Source organism: Nitrosomonas sp. sh817, from assembly GCF_030908545.1.
Lineage (GTDB): Bacteria > Pseudomonadota > Gammaproteobacteria > Burkholderiales > Nitrosomonadaceae > Nitrosomonas.
The window spans coordinates 1,208,132-1,221,506 of the sequence record NZ_CP133083.1; the positions used below are offsets into that span (position 1 = coordinate 1,208,132).

Consider the following 13,375-nt stretch of genomic DNA (forward strand, 5'->3'; position numbering starts at 1 on the left):
ATCAACTCCTTAAGCCGAAATACCGGTTATTTGTATTTCAGTGTAATTCTGCCGGTGACCTTGATGCCTTTGATAGTGTTTCCGGCGGCGCATCTTGAAAATGCGGATTTTGTCATGACGCCCTTGGCCAAGTACCGTTGCGCTAACTTTCGCGCCGCTGACGAGAGGCGTTCCTACAGTTACCTTGTCGCCATCCGCAACCATCAATACCTGATCAATCATCAGTTCACTGCCGTTTTCTACATCCAGTTGCTCTACTTTCAGTTTCTCACCTACTTGTATTCGATATTGCTTACCGCCGGTTTTTATGACCGCATACATATTTTGACTCCATGCTTCCTTTCGAGAACGGCGAATTATACATAAATAGCCTTTGATTGTGGAGGAAAATTTTGTATAACGTTGTTTGTGCTTGACACGCGGGTATCGTCATTCCTAACATAGCGTTTTCTTGAAGGTAAAATTGTGTCAATCGAAAATATAAGAAGTTATATCGCCCGGGATATGGAGATCGTCGATGATGTCATCCGGGAAAAGTTGCATTCTCATGTTGCATTGATTCGCCAAGTCAGTGAATATATTATCAATAGCGGGGGTAAACGGTTACGTCCGGCATTGGTAATTCTAGCAGCCGGCGCTTTCGGCTATCCTGGTAAATTTCATTATAATCTCGCAGCCATCGTGGAGTTCATTCATACCGCGACGTTACTGCACGACGATGTAGTCGATGAATCCGAGTTGCGTCGAAATAGAGAAACCGCGAATGCGTTGTTCGGCAACGCCACCAGCGTGCTGGTCGGTGATTTTCTTTACTCCCGGGCGTTTCAGATGATGGTGGAAGTCGACAATATGCGCGTGATGCAAGTGCTGGCCGATGCGACGAATACCATAGCCGAAGGCGAAGTATTGCAACTGTTGAATTGCCGGGACCCGCAAGTGACAGAAGATAATTACCTGCAAGTCATTCGTTATAAAACCGCCAAACTGTTTGAGGCAGCCAGCCGGTTAGGCGCGATTCTGGGTAAGGCATCGCCGGAGGATGAAAATGCAATGTCGATTTATGGCATGCACTTGGGTACCGCATTCCAGTTGATCGATGACATGCTCGACTATACGGGAAATAATCACGACATCGGTAAAAATTTGGGTGATGATCTGGCCGAAGGAAAGCCGACGCTGCCGCTTATTTATGCGATGCGTGTCGGAACTCCCGAACAGGCCGCCGTCATCCGCAAGGCGATTGAGGACGGCGGTAAGGACGGGTTTCAACCGGTTTTGAATGTCATTCGTGAAACGGCGGCTCTGGATTACGCCAAACAATGCGCGCAAGCCGAAGTTGCGACGGCAACCGCAGCGATTGCCGCTTTACCGGAATCGAAAAATAAAGAATGTTTGCTGCAATTGGCGCATTTTGCCGTCACGCGTCATTATTGAAGTCAACGATGGTTCGCAACCGGTAGTTGTACCAGAATGTTAAAGATTCCAGCATGAGGAATTTTTAAAAATATGATTTTTATCTTATAGTTATAATACTATCATTATCTATTGTCTGATTTTTTTCAGATATCTTCCTGAAGTTACGTAATTTTAGCTCGCTTATTATTTTGAACTTTAATGATAAGCGAAAAAAATACGGCTAATCCAGCGTTTGCCGGTGCAAAAAATTGCTAAGCTAAGTTTTTATAGCAACGGCAATGGCAAAACCATCTCGTCAAAAGTTTCAATTAAAGCTTGAAAATTCGGGCAATAAGCGAAACCATAGTATCGGTGTCATTCATATAAGTTGCAAAAATACCAATGGGAAAAATAATTTTTTACATACTCATCGCATTACTAATTTATTGGTTCATTAATTATCAACGGCCTAAACAAAAGCATAGCGAATCGCCCGCGGATATCGCAGAAGATACAGTGACTTGCGCTTATTGCGGCGTTTATTTGCCGAAAAAAGAGGCAATTAACGATCTGAATCAGTCATTTTGCTGTCAGGAACATCGTGATTCGTACATAAATTCATCATCTTAATTTCATCATTGTGTCAACTCTCGCCAATTCATCCCCGATTAAGCAACCGTTATCGAGTCATCCGGCACCAGCCAGGAATGATGCCGGAATTGCGAGTCATTATTGGCGTTCGCTGACCTATTTCAATATTTACCGTTTGTTAATCGGGGTTAGTCTGCTCATAGTTACATTGAAAGCAGGTTTCATCGACTTCGGGACACATCAGTACACGCTGTTCTTATATGCTTGTTATGGTCATTTCATTAGCAGCGGTATCTCCATGGTGTTGATCAAGTGGCGAATACCCGCTTTTGATTGGCAATTAATCATTCAAGTATTCAGCGATATTGCCTTTTTTTCTTTGATGCTCTATGCCAGCGGTGGTTTGCAAAGCGGCTTGGGGGTCGTGCTCCTGGTGACGCTGGCAGGAGCGGGATTAATCAGCCGGGGCCGTTTGGCGCTATTTTTTGCCGCTGTCGCAACCATCAGCTTGCTTTTGCTCGAAACTTATTCCTGGCTGACGATTCAGTCGCATCAGGCGCAATTCTCTCAAGCCGGACTCATGAGCATGGCTTATTTCGCTGTCGCCTGGCTGGCCTTCCGGTTGTCGAAACGCACGATCGCTAGCGAACAATTGGCGCAAGAACGCGGTATCGATCTGGCCAATATGGCGCAAGTCAATCAGTTGGTGATCCAAGATTTGCAAGAAGGGGTTCTGGTCGTCGATAGGCATGGGTTTATCCGGCAGCGTAATGGTTATGCTGAAAAATTGCTCGATCTGAAACCGGTGTCTGGCAGCGCGGAACGGCTTAAATTATCGGATTCCGTTCCGGAAATCGCCGATCGGCTGGCGAGCTGGCAGAACAACAGCAATATTCAGTTCGATTTATTGCGGTTAGCCCATCGCAACGCGCTGGTGCGTACGCGCTTTCATTCGATCCAGGCGGATTTTCGCAACGGTGTTGTGATTTTTCTCGAGGATATGGGGCGTGTGCAGGTGCAGTTGCAGCAACTCAAGCTGGCTGCGTTAGGCCGTCTGACGGTCAATATTGCTCATGAGATCCGCAATCCGCTATCGGCAATCAATCATGCGGCTGAGTTATTGGGAGAAGAGCAGCTTGAAGCGAATCTGGATTCCCGGCTGGTGCGCATTATTTGTGAAAATACCCAACGATTGAACAAGATCGTGAATGATGTGCTGCAATTGAGCCGGAGTAATGTGGCGAAACCGGACATATTTGACGTGCAAGATTATATCCGGAAATTTCTCGAGGAATTTTGCGAAGCTGAAAAGATCGATCTTGGCGTATTTATTTTGAGTAACTCAGATGAACCGCTTATTTGTTTTGATCGCGATCACTTCAACCGGGTATTGTGGAATTTATGCCGGAACGCTTGGAGGCACTGCCGCCAGCAAGCTGGCAGTGTCCGTATTCGTTTGGAGAAGACGATCGATGGCGGCGATCTTTGTATCGATATCATTGATGACGGACCTGGTGTTGATCCGCAACAATCCAAACAACTTTTCGAACCTTTTTTCACCACGGCTTCCGACGGTACTGGCCTGGGCTTATTCATTGCGCGCGAATTGTGTGAAAACAACCAAGCATCGCTGGATCATGTCGAAGAATCAACCTCGGGGCATTTTAGAATCATTTGTAGAATTAAAAATTATGTCAATAGCTAGTGGACGTGATGCGGCTGCATCGCGGAAAAACGCTCCTCCCAATATTCTGATCGTCGATGATGAACCCGATATTATTGAATTGCTGGAATTGACGCTGGCGCGCATGGGGATGGATGTGGTGAGCGCAAGATCGCTGTCTGAAGCCAGGCAGTTGTTGCAATCCCGGCGATTTCAATTGTGCCTGACCGACATGCGGCTAAGCGATGGGGAAGGACTGGATCTGGTTAAATACATCGCGCAATTCTGCGCCGACCTGCCGGTTGCTGTCATTACCGCTCACGGCACGGCAGAAAACGCCGTTGCGGCGCTCAAAGCGGGGGCCTTTGATTATTTGGTGAAGCCGGTTTCGTTGAAGCAATTGCGCGATCTGGTTAAATCCGCGCTCAATTTGCCGCCGATGGCGGCTCAGTCCGCGCCGCCAGTTTCAGCGCAATCGAACCGGCGTGTGTTACTGGGTGAATCGCAACCGATGCGCCAGCTTCGCGCCACCATCGATAAGCTTTCCCGCAGCCAAGCCGCGGTCTATATCAGCGGCGAATCCGGCAGCGGCAAGGAATTGGCGGCGCGCATGATCCATGAGAGAAGCGCGCGTCATCAACAACCGTTTGTTGCGGTGAATTGTGGCGCAATTCCTGAGAATCTGATGGAAAGCGAATTTTTCGGTTATAAAAAAGGCGCTTTCACCGGTGCTGAAAAAGATCACGACGGCTTTTTTCTGGCGGCTCATGGCGGAACTTTGTTTCTTGACGAGGTGGCGGATTTGCCATTGGCGATGCAAGTCAAATTGCTCAGAGTGATTCAGGAAAAACAAGTCAGACGAATCGGCGAATCGCAAGAAAAGAATGTGGATGTGCGCATCATCAGCGCAACCCATAAGAAGCTCAATCAGTGCGTCGAGAACGGGCAATTCCGGCAAGATCTGTATTATCGTTTGAACGTCATTGAGTTGAATATGCCGGCTTTGCGTGAAATGCGCGAGGATATTCCATTGATAGCCACGGCGATACTGGAAAAATTATGCCGCGATGCCGCGCGGCCAATCAGCAGTTTTACCAAAGGTGCATTGGCGATGCTGACGGATTATGACTATCCCGGGAATGTCCGTGAGCTTGAAAATATCCTGGAGCGCACACTTGCGCTGTGCGCGGAAGTGGAAATCGGCGAAACGGAACTGCAGCTCCCCAATTCCACAAGAGAAACGAAATCTTTATCTCCGGGTGCGATGAATTTTCCGTTGCCGGATTCCGATTCAAGATTGCCGTTGCAGGATTATCTCGATCAGCTTGAAAAAGACTCCATTGTCAAGGCATTGAATCTTAGCCGCTATAATCGCACAAAAGCAGCCAAAACCCTGGGGATTACGGTCAGGTCGCTACGCTACCGGATGGAGCGGCTGGGGCTTAACGAAACTGCATAACCCAAGCACCAACACGGACCCGGAATATCGATCGGATGATTTCCGGACCCCGGCCAAGATGTGCTAAGGAAACCCAGTAAATCGCTGGTGCAGGCAATTAATCAGCGTTTCCTTAATGCGATCGCAAGCGATGGCTGACCCATAACGATGTCGCGAATAGCAATACCGCGCCGCCCTGATGCGAAGCAGCCAGCGGAATGGGCACGACATGCAGTAAAGTGGCGATTCCCAGACTAATCTGTATGATCAGCATCAGTAGAAACAGATTACAGGCAAGCCGGGTTGTGCCCGGTAACTCCACTTTGCGTGACTTAAACCAAAACAGCGGGACTAAAAATGCCAATGTCCACGCAATCAAGCGATGATCGAATTGCACCGTGGTAATGTTATCGAAAAAATTCCGGTACCATGGTTCGAGAATGAACAGATCGGGCGGGATCAGGTGTCCATTCATCAGCGGAAAAGTATTGTAAGCCAAGCCGGCGCGAATGCCGGCGACGAAACCGCCGGATAAGATCATGATAAAAATCAGTAAGCTGAGGCCGAAAGAAAATTTTCTTAATCCCTGAATATTTTCATTGTTTTGTTGTGAGGTAGGGTGGGGCGACAATAATCCCAAGGCCACCCAGAACATCGCGGCAAAAATGATGAATGCCAATCCCAAATGGGCGGTAAGCCGGTATTGACTGACATGCGGATCGTTGACCAGGCCGCTCATGACCATGTACCAGCCCATGAATCCTTGTAACCCACCTAATACGAATATTCCCGCCAGTTTGATGCCTAATGGCCGGTCGATTTGTTTTTTTACCAGGAAATAGACGAATGGGATGAAAAATACCAGTCCGATCAATCGTCCGAGTACGCGATGAAAATATTCCCACCAGAAAATACTCTTGAATTCGTCGACGCTCATACCTTTATTGACTTGCTGATATTGAGGTGTTGCGCGGTATTTTTCCAATAAAACGTCCCAATCTTGTTGGGTGATGGGCGGCATGGTGCCGACGATCGGTTGCCATTCGACGATTGAAAGCCCGGAATCGGTTAAGCGGGTAACACCCCCGACCACGATCATGGCGAATACCAGGGCGCAACAAATTAATAGCCAGATTGCAATAGGTTTTTGCATAGTTGTTTGAAAATTTTAATAATAATTAAATACCAAGGATTATTTTATCGCACTATTTCGCGCGCATCAGCCGTTGCTTGGTGCGTTCCCATTCCTTTTGTTTCTCGGATTCGCGTTTGTCATATTGTTTTTTTCCTTTTGCCAAGCCTATTTCGACTTTAATTCTGCCGGACTTGTAATGCATGTCGATCGGAACCAGCGTATAACCGGCGCGCTCCACTTTGCCGATCAGCCGCTCGATTTCCTCGGCGTGCAATAACAATTTGCGCGTTCTCGCGGGATCGGGATTGATGTGCGTCGAGGCGGTTTTGAGCGGACTGATATGACAACCGATGAGGAATATTTCGCCGTTGCGGATAATAACATAGGCTTCTTTTAACTGAATGCGCCCATCGCGAATAGCTTTGACTTCCCAACCTTCCAGCACAATGCCCGTTTCATACTTCTCTTCGATAAAATAATCGTGAAAGGCTTTTTTATTTTGTACTATACTCATGTAGGAATAGAATAGGTGGGAATCACTAATTTTCGTGTATTTTATCAGTTTTTCAGCATTACTCCATTGTGGGGTGAATTACCTTTATGGCAGAAATAGAAAAATCGGTTTTGGTCGAGTATTCGGCGAGTCAGATGTTTGCATTGGTCGATAACGTTGAGGAATACCCAAATTTTCTTCCTTGGTGTGGAGGCACTGCGGTTGATCCGCAAGATGAAGTCACCACGCATGCGACGGTTAAAATCAACTATCATCATATTCAGCACAGCTTCACAACCATCAATAAGCGTTTTCCGCCGGATTTAATCGAAATGAGTCTGCTGGATGGGCCGTTTGAGCACTTGGATGGTTATTGGCAGTTTATTTCCCTGTCGGAGCATGCTTGTAAAATTAAATTCCGGCTGCACTACACGTTCTCGCACAAAATCCTTGAAAAGCTGGTGGGGCCGGTGTTTCATATGATCGCAAACAGTTTCGTCGAGTCTTTTATCGAAAGGGCCGAAACGATCTATGGCAAACGCTGAGCATACTTTCCCAGTGGAAGTTGTTTATGCGTTGCCTCGAATTCAGGTGTTAAAACAATTAACCGTAACGGATGGATGCACGGTCGAACAGGCGCTATTAAGTTCGGAATTGCTGGATGACCACCCGGAAATAGATTTGACGAAAAACCGGATCGGGATTTTCGGTAAATTTGTGCAATTGGACATGCTGTTGCAACCTTATGATCGGATTGAGATTTACCGGCCGCTCGTGATTGATCCCAAAGAAGCCAGAAGGCGGCGTGTTGGATCAAGAAACAATCAACGATCGTCAATGGTTGGATAGTTTTTCAGCAACTTTTCCATGCGGGCAAAATAGCAAAACGCGGTTACCGTCAGGAAATTGATTGCCACGGCGATGATGTTCCAAACGATCACCGGCATCGAATCAATCAAAATACCGTAATACACCCAGACGATTTGAAATGTACCCATCATCCCAGCCATGGTCGGGTTCATGCCTGCGGCGCTTTTGCGTTTCAACATCGCATATAAATCCGGTGCGGCGGCAAAAGTGGTGCCGAAACCTGCTATAAACCCAATGATTTCATGGCTTTCCATTGATATCTTTCCTCGTGTTGATGGCTCTTATCGTGTGCAATTAATCGTGGCCGCTGTAAAGTATAAAATAACCGGCTGAGGATACCGCCCAAGAAACATGTGTCGACCGGCTGAAAATTGTGATCATTATGATGTTGTGTTGATTTGAATCAATGGCCAATCAAACGTATGTTGACATGCTATCCGCGAAAAGGATATGGCTGTGACGATCCGTTTTTATGAGTTATAAATCGTTGTGAGAGGAAATGTATCGTGATGAGAAATATACTAGCAATCAGTAAGTTATTGTTACCGTTGTTTGTTTTTCTGGCGGCTCATGCCGCGCCGGTCAAAGCCGATGCCGTTACGGATTGGAACAAGCGGGCGGGAGATATCATCGTGGCTTCAGGTATCGGCCCGCTGCCCGCCGAGCGAGCGCTTGCGATCGTGCATGCCGCAGTGTACGAAGCGGTTAATGCGATTACGCAACGGTATCCGGTGAGTGATCTAAAACTGCAACCGGTGCCGGATGCATCGGTTGAAGCAGCGGTCGCGGCGGCTAACCGGGTTGCCTTGACGCAACTGGTTTCCAGCCAAACGGCCGCTATCGGCAAAGCCTATCACGCGGCTATTGCTGCCGTCAGCGATGAAGCTGCCAAGAAAGCCGGTATTGCGGTTGGCGAGCAAGCCGCGCAAGGGATTTTGGCGATGCGCGCCGATGACGGCGCATCCGGCCAGGAAACCTACCGCCCGGTTACCGGTGCGGGCGTGTATATCCCCACGGTCATTCCGGAAGCGCCGCAATGGGTTGCGCGCAAGCCGTGGTTGATGTCTCACGCGGCGCAATTCAGACCCGGGCCGCCGCCGGAACTCAGCAGCGAGCGCTGGGCCCGAGACTTTAACGAAGTCAAGGCACTGGGCCGGTTCGATAGCCGGGTACGGACTGCAGAGCAAACCGAAATCGCCCGGTTCTGGGAAGAGGTGATGCCGCCGGTTTATCACGGTATCGTGCGCTCGGTGGCCACGCAGCCTGACCGGGAGATAACGCAAAACGCGCGGCTGCTCGCCGCGGTCACGCAAGCGTCCGATGATGCGTTGATTGCCGTTTTCGACGCGAAATATCATTATGGTTTCTGGCGTCCGTTGACCGCGATCCGCAACGGCGATATCGACGGCAACGAGGCTACCGGGCGCGATCCGTCGTGGAAGCCGTTCATCGATACGCCGATGCATCCGGAATATCCGTGCGCGCATTGCATTGTGTCGGCAGCCGTCGGTACGGTATTGCAAGCGGAAATCGGCAACGATCCAACCCCGGTGCTGACGACCGTGAGCAAAGCGGCGGGCGATGTATCCCGGAGCTGGACCAGCATCGATGCGTTTATGCAAGAAGTCATCAATGCGCGTATTTACGACGGTGTGCATTACCGCAATTCCGGTGAAACCGGTGCGCGCATGGGCAAGCAGGTCGCCAAGCTTGCCGTCGAGAAATACCGGCTGGGTAGAGAATAATTCCGCTGAGAAGTTCGCAAGCCGGAAGCCGCGATCAATTTTCAGGATAATCAAAATCGTTTTCTTGTGATTTTTCTCACTGACGCGTTTTACGCAGTGGTTTACTCTGATAAACAGCATTGATTCCAAATGAAATTTCATGGAATCTTGTTGATTATTAACATCGTTAAGAGGAGTCATATCATGAAAACGGTACTGCAATTCTTTTTGATGCTGATTTTAGGATCGACCGGCGGAGTCAGCGTTTTATCTTTTGCCGCTACGACTTCGACGCAAATCAGCGGATCCACTTCAACCACCGGCTACTCCGGCAAGGAAGCCGCTGCAAAAAGGACACTCGCGCCATCCGCAACGTCCAATGAAGCTTTAACCGGTGTGGAAATCGCGGAGCGTTCCGATGATCCGTGCTTTTTGCGGGCGAGGTTCCGTAATATTGCGACCGGCAATGAGGGAGCCAATGCGCGTTTTGCGGAGTGTGATGACAATAACAATAATGAAGGCACCGGCGATAGCCGCCGCACTTTGATGATGCCATCGGGCGGATTTGTCACCGGTGTTCGGATTTGCATGAACAGCCAGCAAGACAAAATGAAAGGTATTCAGCTCATTGGGCGCTATGGCGCTTGTCTGCTCGGTGAAGAAAATGTTTACGTGTCTCCTGCGCCCTGCTCAAGAGTATTCAAAACATCGGGAATTGAATACCGGTTGTGCGATACCGATCAACCGAATTATCAAACACTATCTTGCAACAATAGTTCCTCGGCTTTGTCGGTTCACTATGAGCGTACAAATTGCCAAGGTAACAGCAACGGTCCAGACAATGACTGGGAAGAAGCCGTTAACTGTCCCGATCGGATGGTTGCAACCGGCATGCGACTGAATCACCGCGAAGGGAATGGCGGTCGCAGAATCATCACGGGTGTTGCGTTGGATTGCCGCAAAGTAGAGTTGCCGGATTAGGAGTTATTGATGCGATAACGCCCATTTCCGGATGATAAGCTGCGCTCGTGGTCCGGCAGGCTTGCCACGAATGCAGCAGCGGTTGTCGCTGACTGCGGTGCGGAATGCAATAAAGCCGCTCCGGAAACCATCCGTAGAATCCGGATCAATAATTTCATACGGAGTCCGGCGATGGATAGCGCAACCAGGCAACATCTGATGATCGCATTCTTTTTGAGTTTTTTCGCCGTCGGCATTCCTTACTGGCGAATCCCCCATAATACCGTCAATTTGCCGGAAGCCTTGCCGGTCTTCGGCTTGATAGTAGCGGGCGGTGCCGCGATGATGTTGCGATTGCAGACAACAGCAACCTTCTGGCAAATCATCAAAGTGATGACAGCATCGGTGCCGGCAGCCGTGTTTGCGCGCGTGGTCTGGGATGGTTTCAAGGACCCCAGCTCGCACAATCTGTGGCCTTTTGAAATTGCGGTCGTGTTACCGGTCGGGTTTGCCTGTGCCGTTACCGGCGTGCTTGCGGGCAGCCTGATTGCGGCAATGACCGGGAAACCGCAGCGGCGCAAGAAACGATGAGTTGTCTTGAGCAAGCGTTGCAACACCGCTGAGCCGGCGGGCGGTAACCCGATCGATCGGCGCCGGTTTTCCGGCTGCTCGATCAGCGTCTGCCTAGACGCCGCCTTTGATGATATCGTTTAGAATCCAAATGAATAATTTGAAAAAGATATTCAAAACAACGATGAAGATGATTAATTCCAGAACGATTTTCATTGATTAATAAAGAATAAAAGTAAATGAATCAACAGTTTCAACTTGGAGCACTCAAATTATTAGGGTATGCAACCCTGCAGAAGGTTCCGGTTTGAATGAATGATTCGATTGTGTAGATACCGTCTTTCAAGTCAAGCAATTTTTGGATAGTTTGGGTGATAAGGGAGTTGTGTTTTTATAACGCCGAAGCACAAGTGCACCAGCTTACGCATAGCAGCTCTGATAGCGGATATTTTGGATTTGCCTCTGGCGAGTAACCGTTCATAAAGCGCCTTGACATGGGGATTGTATTGTGTGGCGACCACTGCTGCCATGTATAGCACGGCTCGCACTCGCGCCGGACCCGCCTTCGACAATCGGGCCCGGCCCAGCACCGTGCTTCCAGACTGCCGTTTTACGGGCACTAAACCCAAATAAGCTGCCACTTGTTCGGCAGATTCGAAACGATTGCCGTGCATGATCGCCAGGAGGTTATTTCCCACTCGCTCACCTACTGCCGGAATACTGGTCAGCAGAACCATATCCCGCTTCAGACCGGGATGCCTGTCGATGTGATCGTCTATCGCTTGTTGCAGCCGTTTCAATTCTGCTTCAAGAAAGGCGATAGATTGAGCGATAGACTGGACAATCAGTTCAGGCGTCTCGATAGCTTCGCTCTTTTCTTGCCGGTTCAATTCTCGGCGCAAATCATCCGCCACCGCATTACGCCGGGCTAGTAGTGCTTGTAATGCACGGACTTCCACCGATGGCGGCTGCCATGCCGCAGGCTTGAGCAGCGCTCCATATTTCGCCAGTACAACACTATCCACACCATCCGTCTTAGTGCGTATCCCCAAGCCTCGACCAAAATCTTTAACTTGTGCCGGATTGATGATCGAAACCATTACCCCAGCATCTACTAAAGCCAAAGCAGCTTGCTCGTGATATACGCCAGTGGCATCCATTACCACGTGCAGTTGCGCAGCCGACACACCTTGTTTGGCCGTCCACTCCAACAATGCGCTCACGCCTGCTTTAGTATTGGGAATGACCTTGGATTTACGTTTATCACCTGCTTCGTTAAGTAAAAGGCAACAATCCAATTTTGCCTTGGCAATATCCATACCGAGATAAAACATGATGTTCTCCTGTTACAATATTTACCAACCTCGCCCACTTGCCTTGTGCATGCAGGGTTTATCCCTTGGCTACCGTTCAGTGTCTGTGCTGGCGTGGAAGATGAGAAGGAAGGCTTGATCTACAGAACAAGGTCTTGCCTTAAGGGTGGACACAAGCTGCTTCCAACTCGGGTAGTGGTAGCTAACCACTACGGAAAGAAAGATACAAGGGTGGATAAGAAGAGCGCCATCCACCGTATTCTCCAGTTTTGATGGATTTAGTGGATGACGTTGCACTTATCCACCCTCCATTCTAAATCTCATCACACCGCCACAACTGCGCCGCGCCGCGCACGCCGGAGCTGTCGCCGTGGATGTTTTTTAAAATGGGGGTGGTGAGTTGATCGTTAAACACGTAACGCGCTATGTTGTCGCGGCCTTCGTTGTAGAGCCGGCCGATATTCGATAATCCGCCACCGAGCACGATGGCGTCGGGGTCTAGGATGTTGATGACGGTCGCCAGGGCGCGGCCGAAGCGGTCGAGGAAGCGCTGCATCGCGGCTTCGGCCAGGACATCGCCTTGCGCTGCCAGTGCCACGATGTCGTTGGCCTGGAATGCGCGGTTGCCGCCGTGGCGGTGATAATCGGCGGCCAAGCCGGGGCCGGAGATCAGCGTTTCGACGCAGCCTTTTTGGCCGCAGTAGCAATCCGGCCCGTTCGATTCCAGAATGTTGTGACCCCACTCGCCGCCGATGTGCTGGCGGCCTGGGTGTAATTGTCCGTTGAACACGATGCCGCCGCCGACGCCAGTGCCCATGATGACGCCGAATACCATGCCATAGCCTTTTCCCGCGCCATCGAGCGCTTCGCTCAATGCAAAGCAATTGGCGTTGTTGGCGATGCGCAGCGGCGGGTTCAGCAGCCCTTGCAAGTCTTCGAACAACGGTTGTCCATTCAGACACATGGTATTGGAATTCTTCATCCTGCCGGTGACTGCCGAAATCGCGCCCGGCGTACCGATGCCGGCCGGGCATCGCGTCCCGGCTGCGGCTTCGAGCGACTCCACCAGCCGGGCGACGGTGTTCAGAATCGCTCGATAGCCTTCGGATTGTGGCGTATCGACGCGCTTTTGCAGCAATTCGATACCGTCAGAATCCATCACGATGCCTTCAATTTTTGTGCCGCCTAAATCAATACCGATACGCATTGCAAAACTTTAATCA

General features: G+C 49.7%; 16 protein-coding genes. 9 read left to right on the forward strand and 7 right to left on the reverse strand.

Annotated features, from left to right (window positions below; translation table 11 throughout):
- Positions 1-9: 9 nt before the first annotated feature.
- Complete coding sequence (gene rplU / locus RBH92_RS05700) at positions 10-321, reverse strand: 50S ribosomal protein L21 (protein ID WP_292923721.1); 312 nt, start codon at positions 319-321, stop codon at positions 10-12.
- A 144-nt stretch (positions 322-465) separates the two neighbouring features.
- Here rplU and ispB point away from each other — a divergent pair, with 144 nt between their 5' ends.
- From ispB to RBH92_RS05720, 4 genes are all read left to right on the forward strand, one after another.
- Entirely contained in the window at positions 466-1,434 is a 969-nt protein-coding gene (gene ispB, locus RBH92_RS05705; protein ID WP_307933655.1) for an octaprenyl diphosphate synthase, read from the forward strand.
- A gap of 363 nt (positions 1,435-1,797) precedes the next feature.
- Positions 1,798-2,025 (forward strand): PP0621 family protein, encoded by a 228-nt coding sequence (locus RBH92_RS05710; RefSeq protein WP_307933656.1) that lies wholly within the window; start codon positions 1,798-1,800, stop codon positions 2,023-2,025.
- A 10-nt stretch (positions 2,026-2,035) separates the two neighbouring features.
- Positions 2,036-3,691 (forward strand): two-component system sensor histidine kinase NtrB, encoded by a 1,656-nt coding sequence (locus tag RBH92_RS05715; RefSeq protein ID WP_307933657.1) that lies wholly within the window; start codon positions 2,036-2,038, stop codon positions 3,689-3,691.
- Complete coding sequence (locus RBH92_RS05720) at positions 3,678-5,108, forward strand: sigma-54-dependent transcriptional regulator (protein WP_307933658.1); 1,431 nt, start codon at positions 3,678-3,680, stop codon at positions 5,106-5,108. The genes RBH92_RS05715 and RBH92_RS05720 overlap by 14 nt, the downstream gene beginning before the upstream one ends.
- Before the next feature lie 112 nt (positions 5,109-5,220).
- Here the strand turns inward: RBH92_RS05720 and RBH92_RS05725 are convergent, their stop codons facing one another.
- Entirely contained in the window at positions 5,221-6,240 is a 1,020-nt protein-coding gene (locus tag RBH92_RS05725) for a COX15/CtaA family protein (RefSeq protein ID WP_307933659.1), read from the reverse strand.
- 52 nt (positions 6,241-6,292) lie between these two features.
- A complete protein-coding gene (gene smpB / locus RBH92_RS05730) occupies positions 6,293-6,736 on the reverse strand; it encodes an SsrA-binding protein SmpB (protein WP_292923728.1) in 444 nt (147 codons plus the stop codon).
- An 86-nt stretch (positions 6,737-6,822) separates the two neighbouring features.
- On the opposite strand from smpB, the gene RBH92_RS05735 reads away from it, so the two are divergent.
- Together RBH92_RS05735 and RBH92_RS05740 are read left to right on the forward strand one after the other, a co-directional pair.
- Positions 6,823-7,260 carry a type II toxin-antitoxin system RatA family toxin gene (locus RBH92_RS05735; RefSeq protein ID WP_307933660.1) on the forward strand — a complete coding sequence of 146 codons (438 nt, stop codon included), beginning with the start codon at positions 6,823-6,825 and terminating at the stop codon, positions 7,258-7,260.
- Positions 7,247-7,564, forward strand: coding sequence for an RnfH family protein (locus RBH92_RS05740; protein ID WP_307933661.1), 318 nt, complete (start codon positions 7,247-7,249; stop codon positions 7,562-7,564). Before RBH92_RS05735 ends, RBH92_RS05740 begins: the two co-directional genes overlap by 14 nt.
- Here the strand turns inward: RBH92_RS05740 and RBH92_RS05745 are convergent.
- On the reverse strand, positions 7,540-7,839 hold the full coding sequence (locus RBH92_RS05745) for a SemiSWEET family sugar transporter (RefSeq protein WP_307933662.1): 300 nt from the start codon (positions 7,837-7,839) through the stop codon (positions 7,540-7,542). The genes RBH92_RS05740 and RBH92_RS05745 overlap by 25 nt on opposite strands.
- 255 nt (positions 7,840-8,094) lie before the next feature.
- Here RBH92_RS05745 and RBH92_RS05750 point away from each other — a divergent pair, with 255 nt between their 5' ends.
- Together RBH92_RS05750 and RBH92_RS05755 are read left to right on the forward strand one after the other, a co-directional pair.
- Positions 8,095-9,330, forward strand: a complete 1,236-nt coding sequence (locus tag RBH92_RS05750; protein ID WP_307933663.1) for a vanadium-dependent haloperoxidase — start codon at positions 8,095-8,097, stop codon at positions 9,328-9,330.
- Positions 9,331-9,513: 183 nt separating this feature from the next.
- Positions 9,514-10,290 carry a hypothetical protein gene (locus RBH92_RS05755; RefSeq protein WP_307933664.1) on the forward strand — a complete coding sequence of 259 codons (777 nt, stop codon included), beginning with the start codon at positions 9,514-9,516 and terminating at the stop codon, positions 10,288-10,290.
- Here RBH92_RS05755 and RBH92_RS05760 read toward each other — a convergent pair.
- Positions 10,287-10,448: a hypothetical protein gene (locus tag RBH92_RS05760; protein WP_307933665.1), complete on the reverse strand. Its 162-nt coding sequence runs from the start codon at positions 10,446-10,448 to the stop codon at positions 10,287-10,289. The two genes, RBH92_RS05755 and RBH92_RS05760, sit on opposite strands and share 4 nt — an antisense overlap.
- Positions 10,449-10,461: 13 nt before the next feature.
- Here RBH92_RS05760 and RBH92_RS05765 point away from each other — a divergent pair, with 13 nt between their 5' ends.
- On the forward strand, positions 10,462-10,860 hold the full coding sequence (locus RBH92_RS05765) for a hypothetical protein (RefSeq protein ID WP_307933666.1): 399 nt from the start codon (positions 10,462-10,464) through the stop codon (positions 10,858-10,860).
- A gap of 326 nt (positions 10,861-11,186) precedes the next feature.
- On the opposite strand, the gene RBH92_RS05770 is transcribed toward RBH92_RS05765, so the two are convergent.
- Entirely contained in the window at positions 11,187-12,173 is a 987-nt protein-coding gene (locus RBH92_RS05770; protein WP_307933667.1) for an IS110 family RNA-guided transposase, read from the reverse strand.
- A gap of 292 nt (positions 12,174-12,465) precedes the next feature.
- Positions 12,466-13,359: an ROK family protein gene (locus tag RBH92_RS05775; RefSeq protein WP_307933668.1), complete on the reverse strand. Its 894-nt coding sequence runs from the start codon at positions 13,357-13,359 to the stop codon at positions 12,466-12,468.
- Between the last annotated feature and the right edge of the window lie 16 nt (positions 13,360-13,375).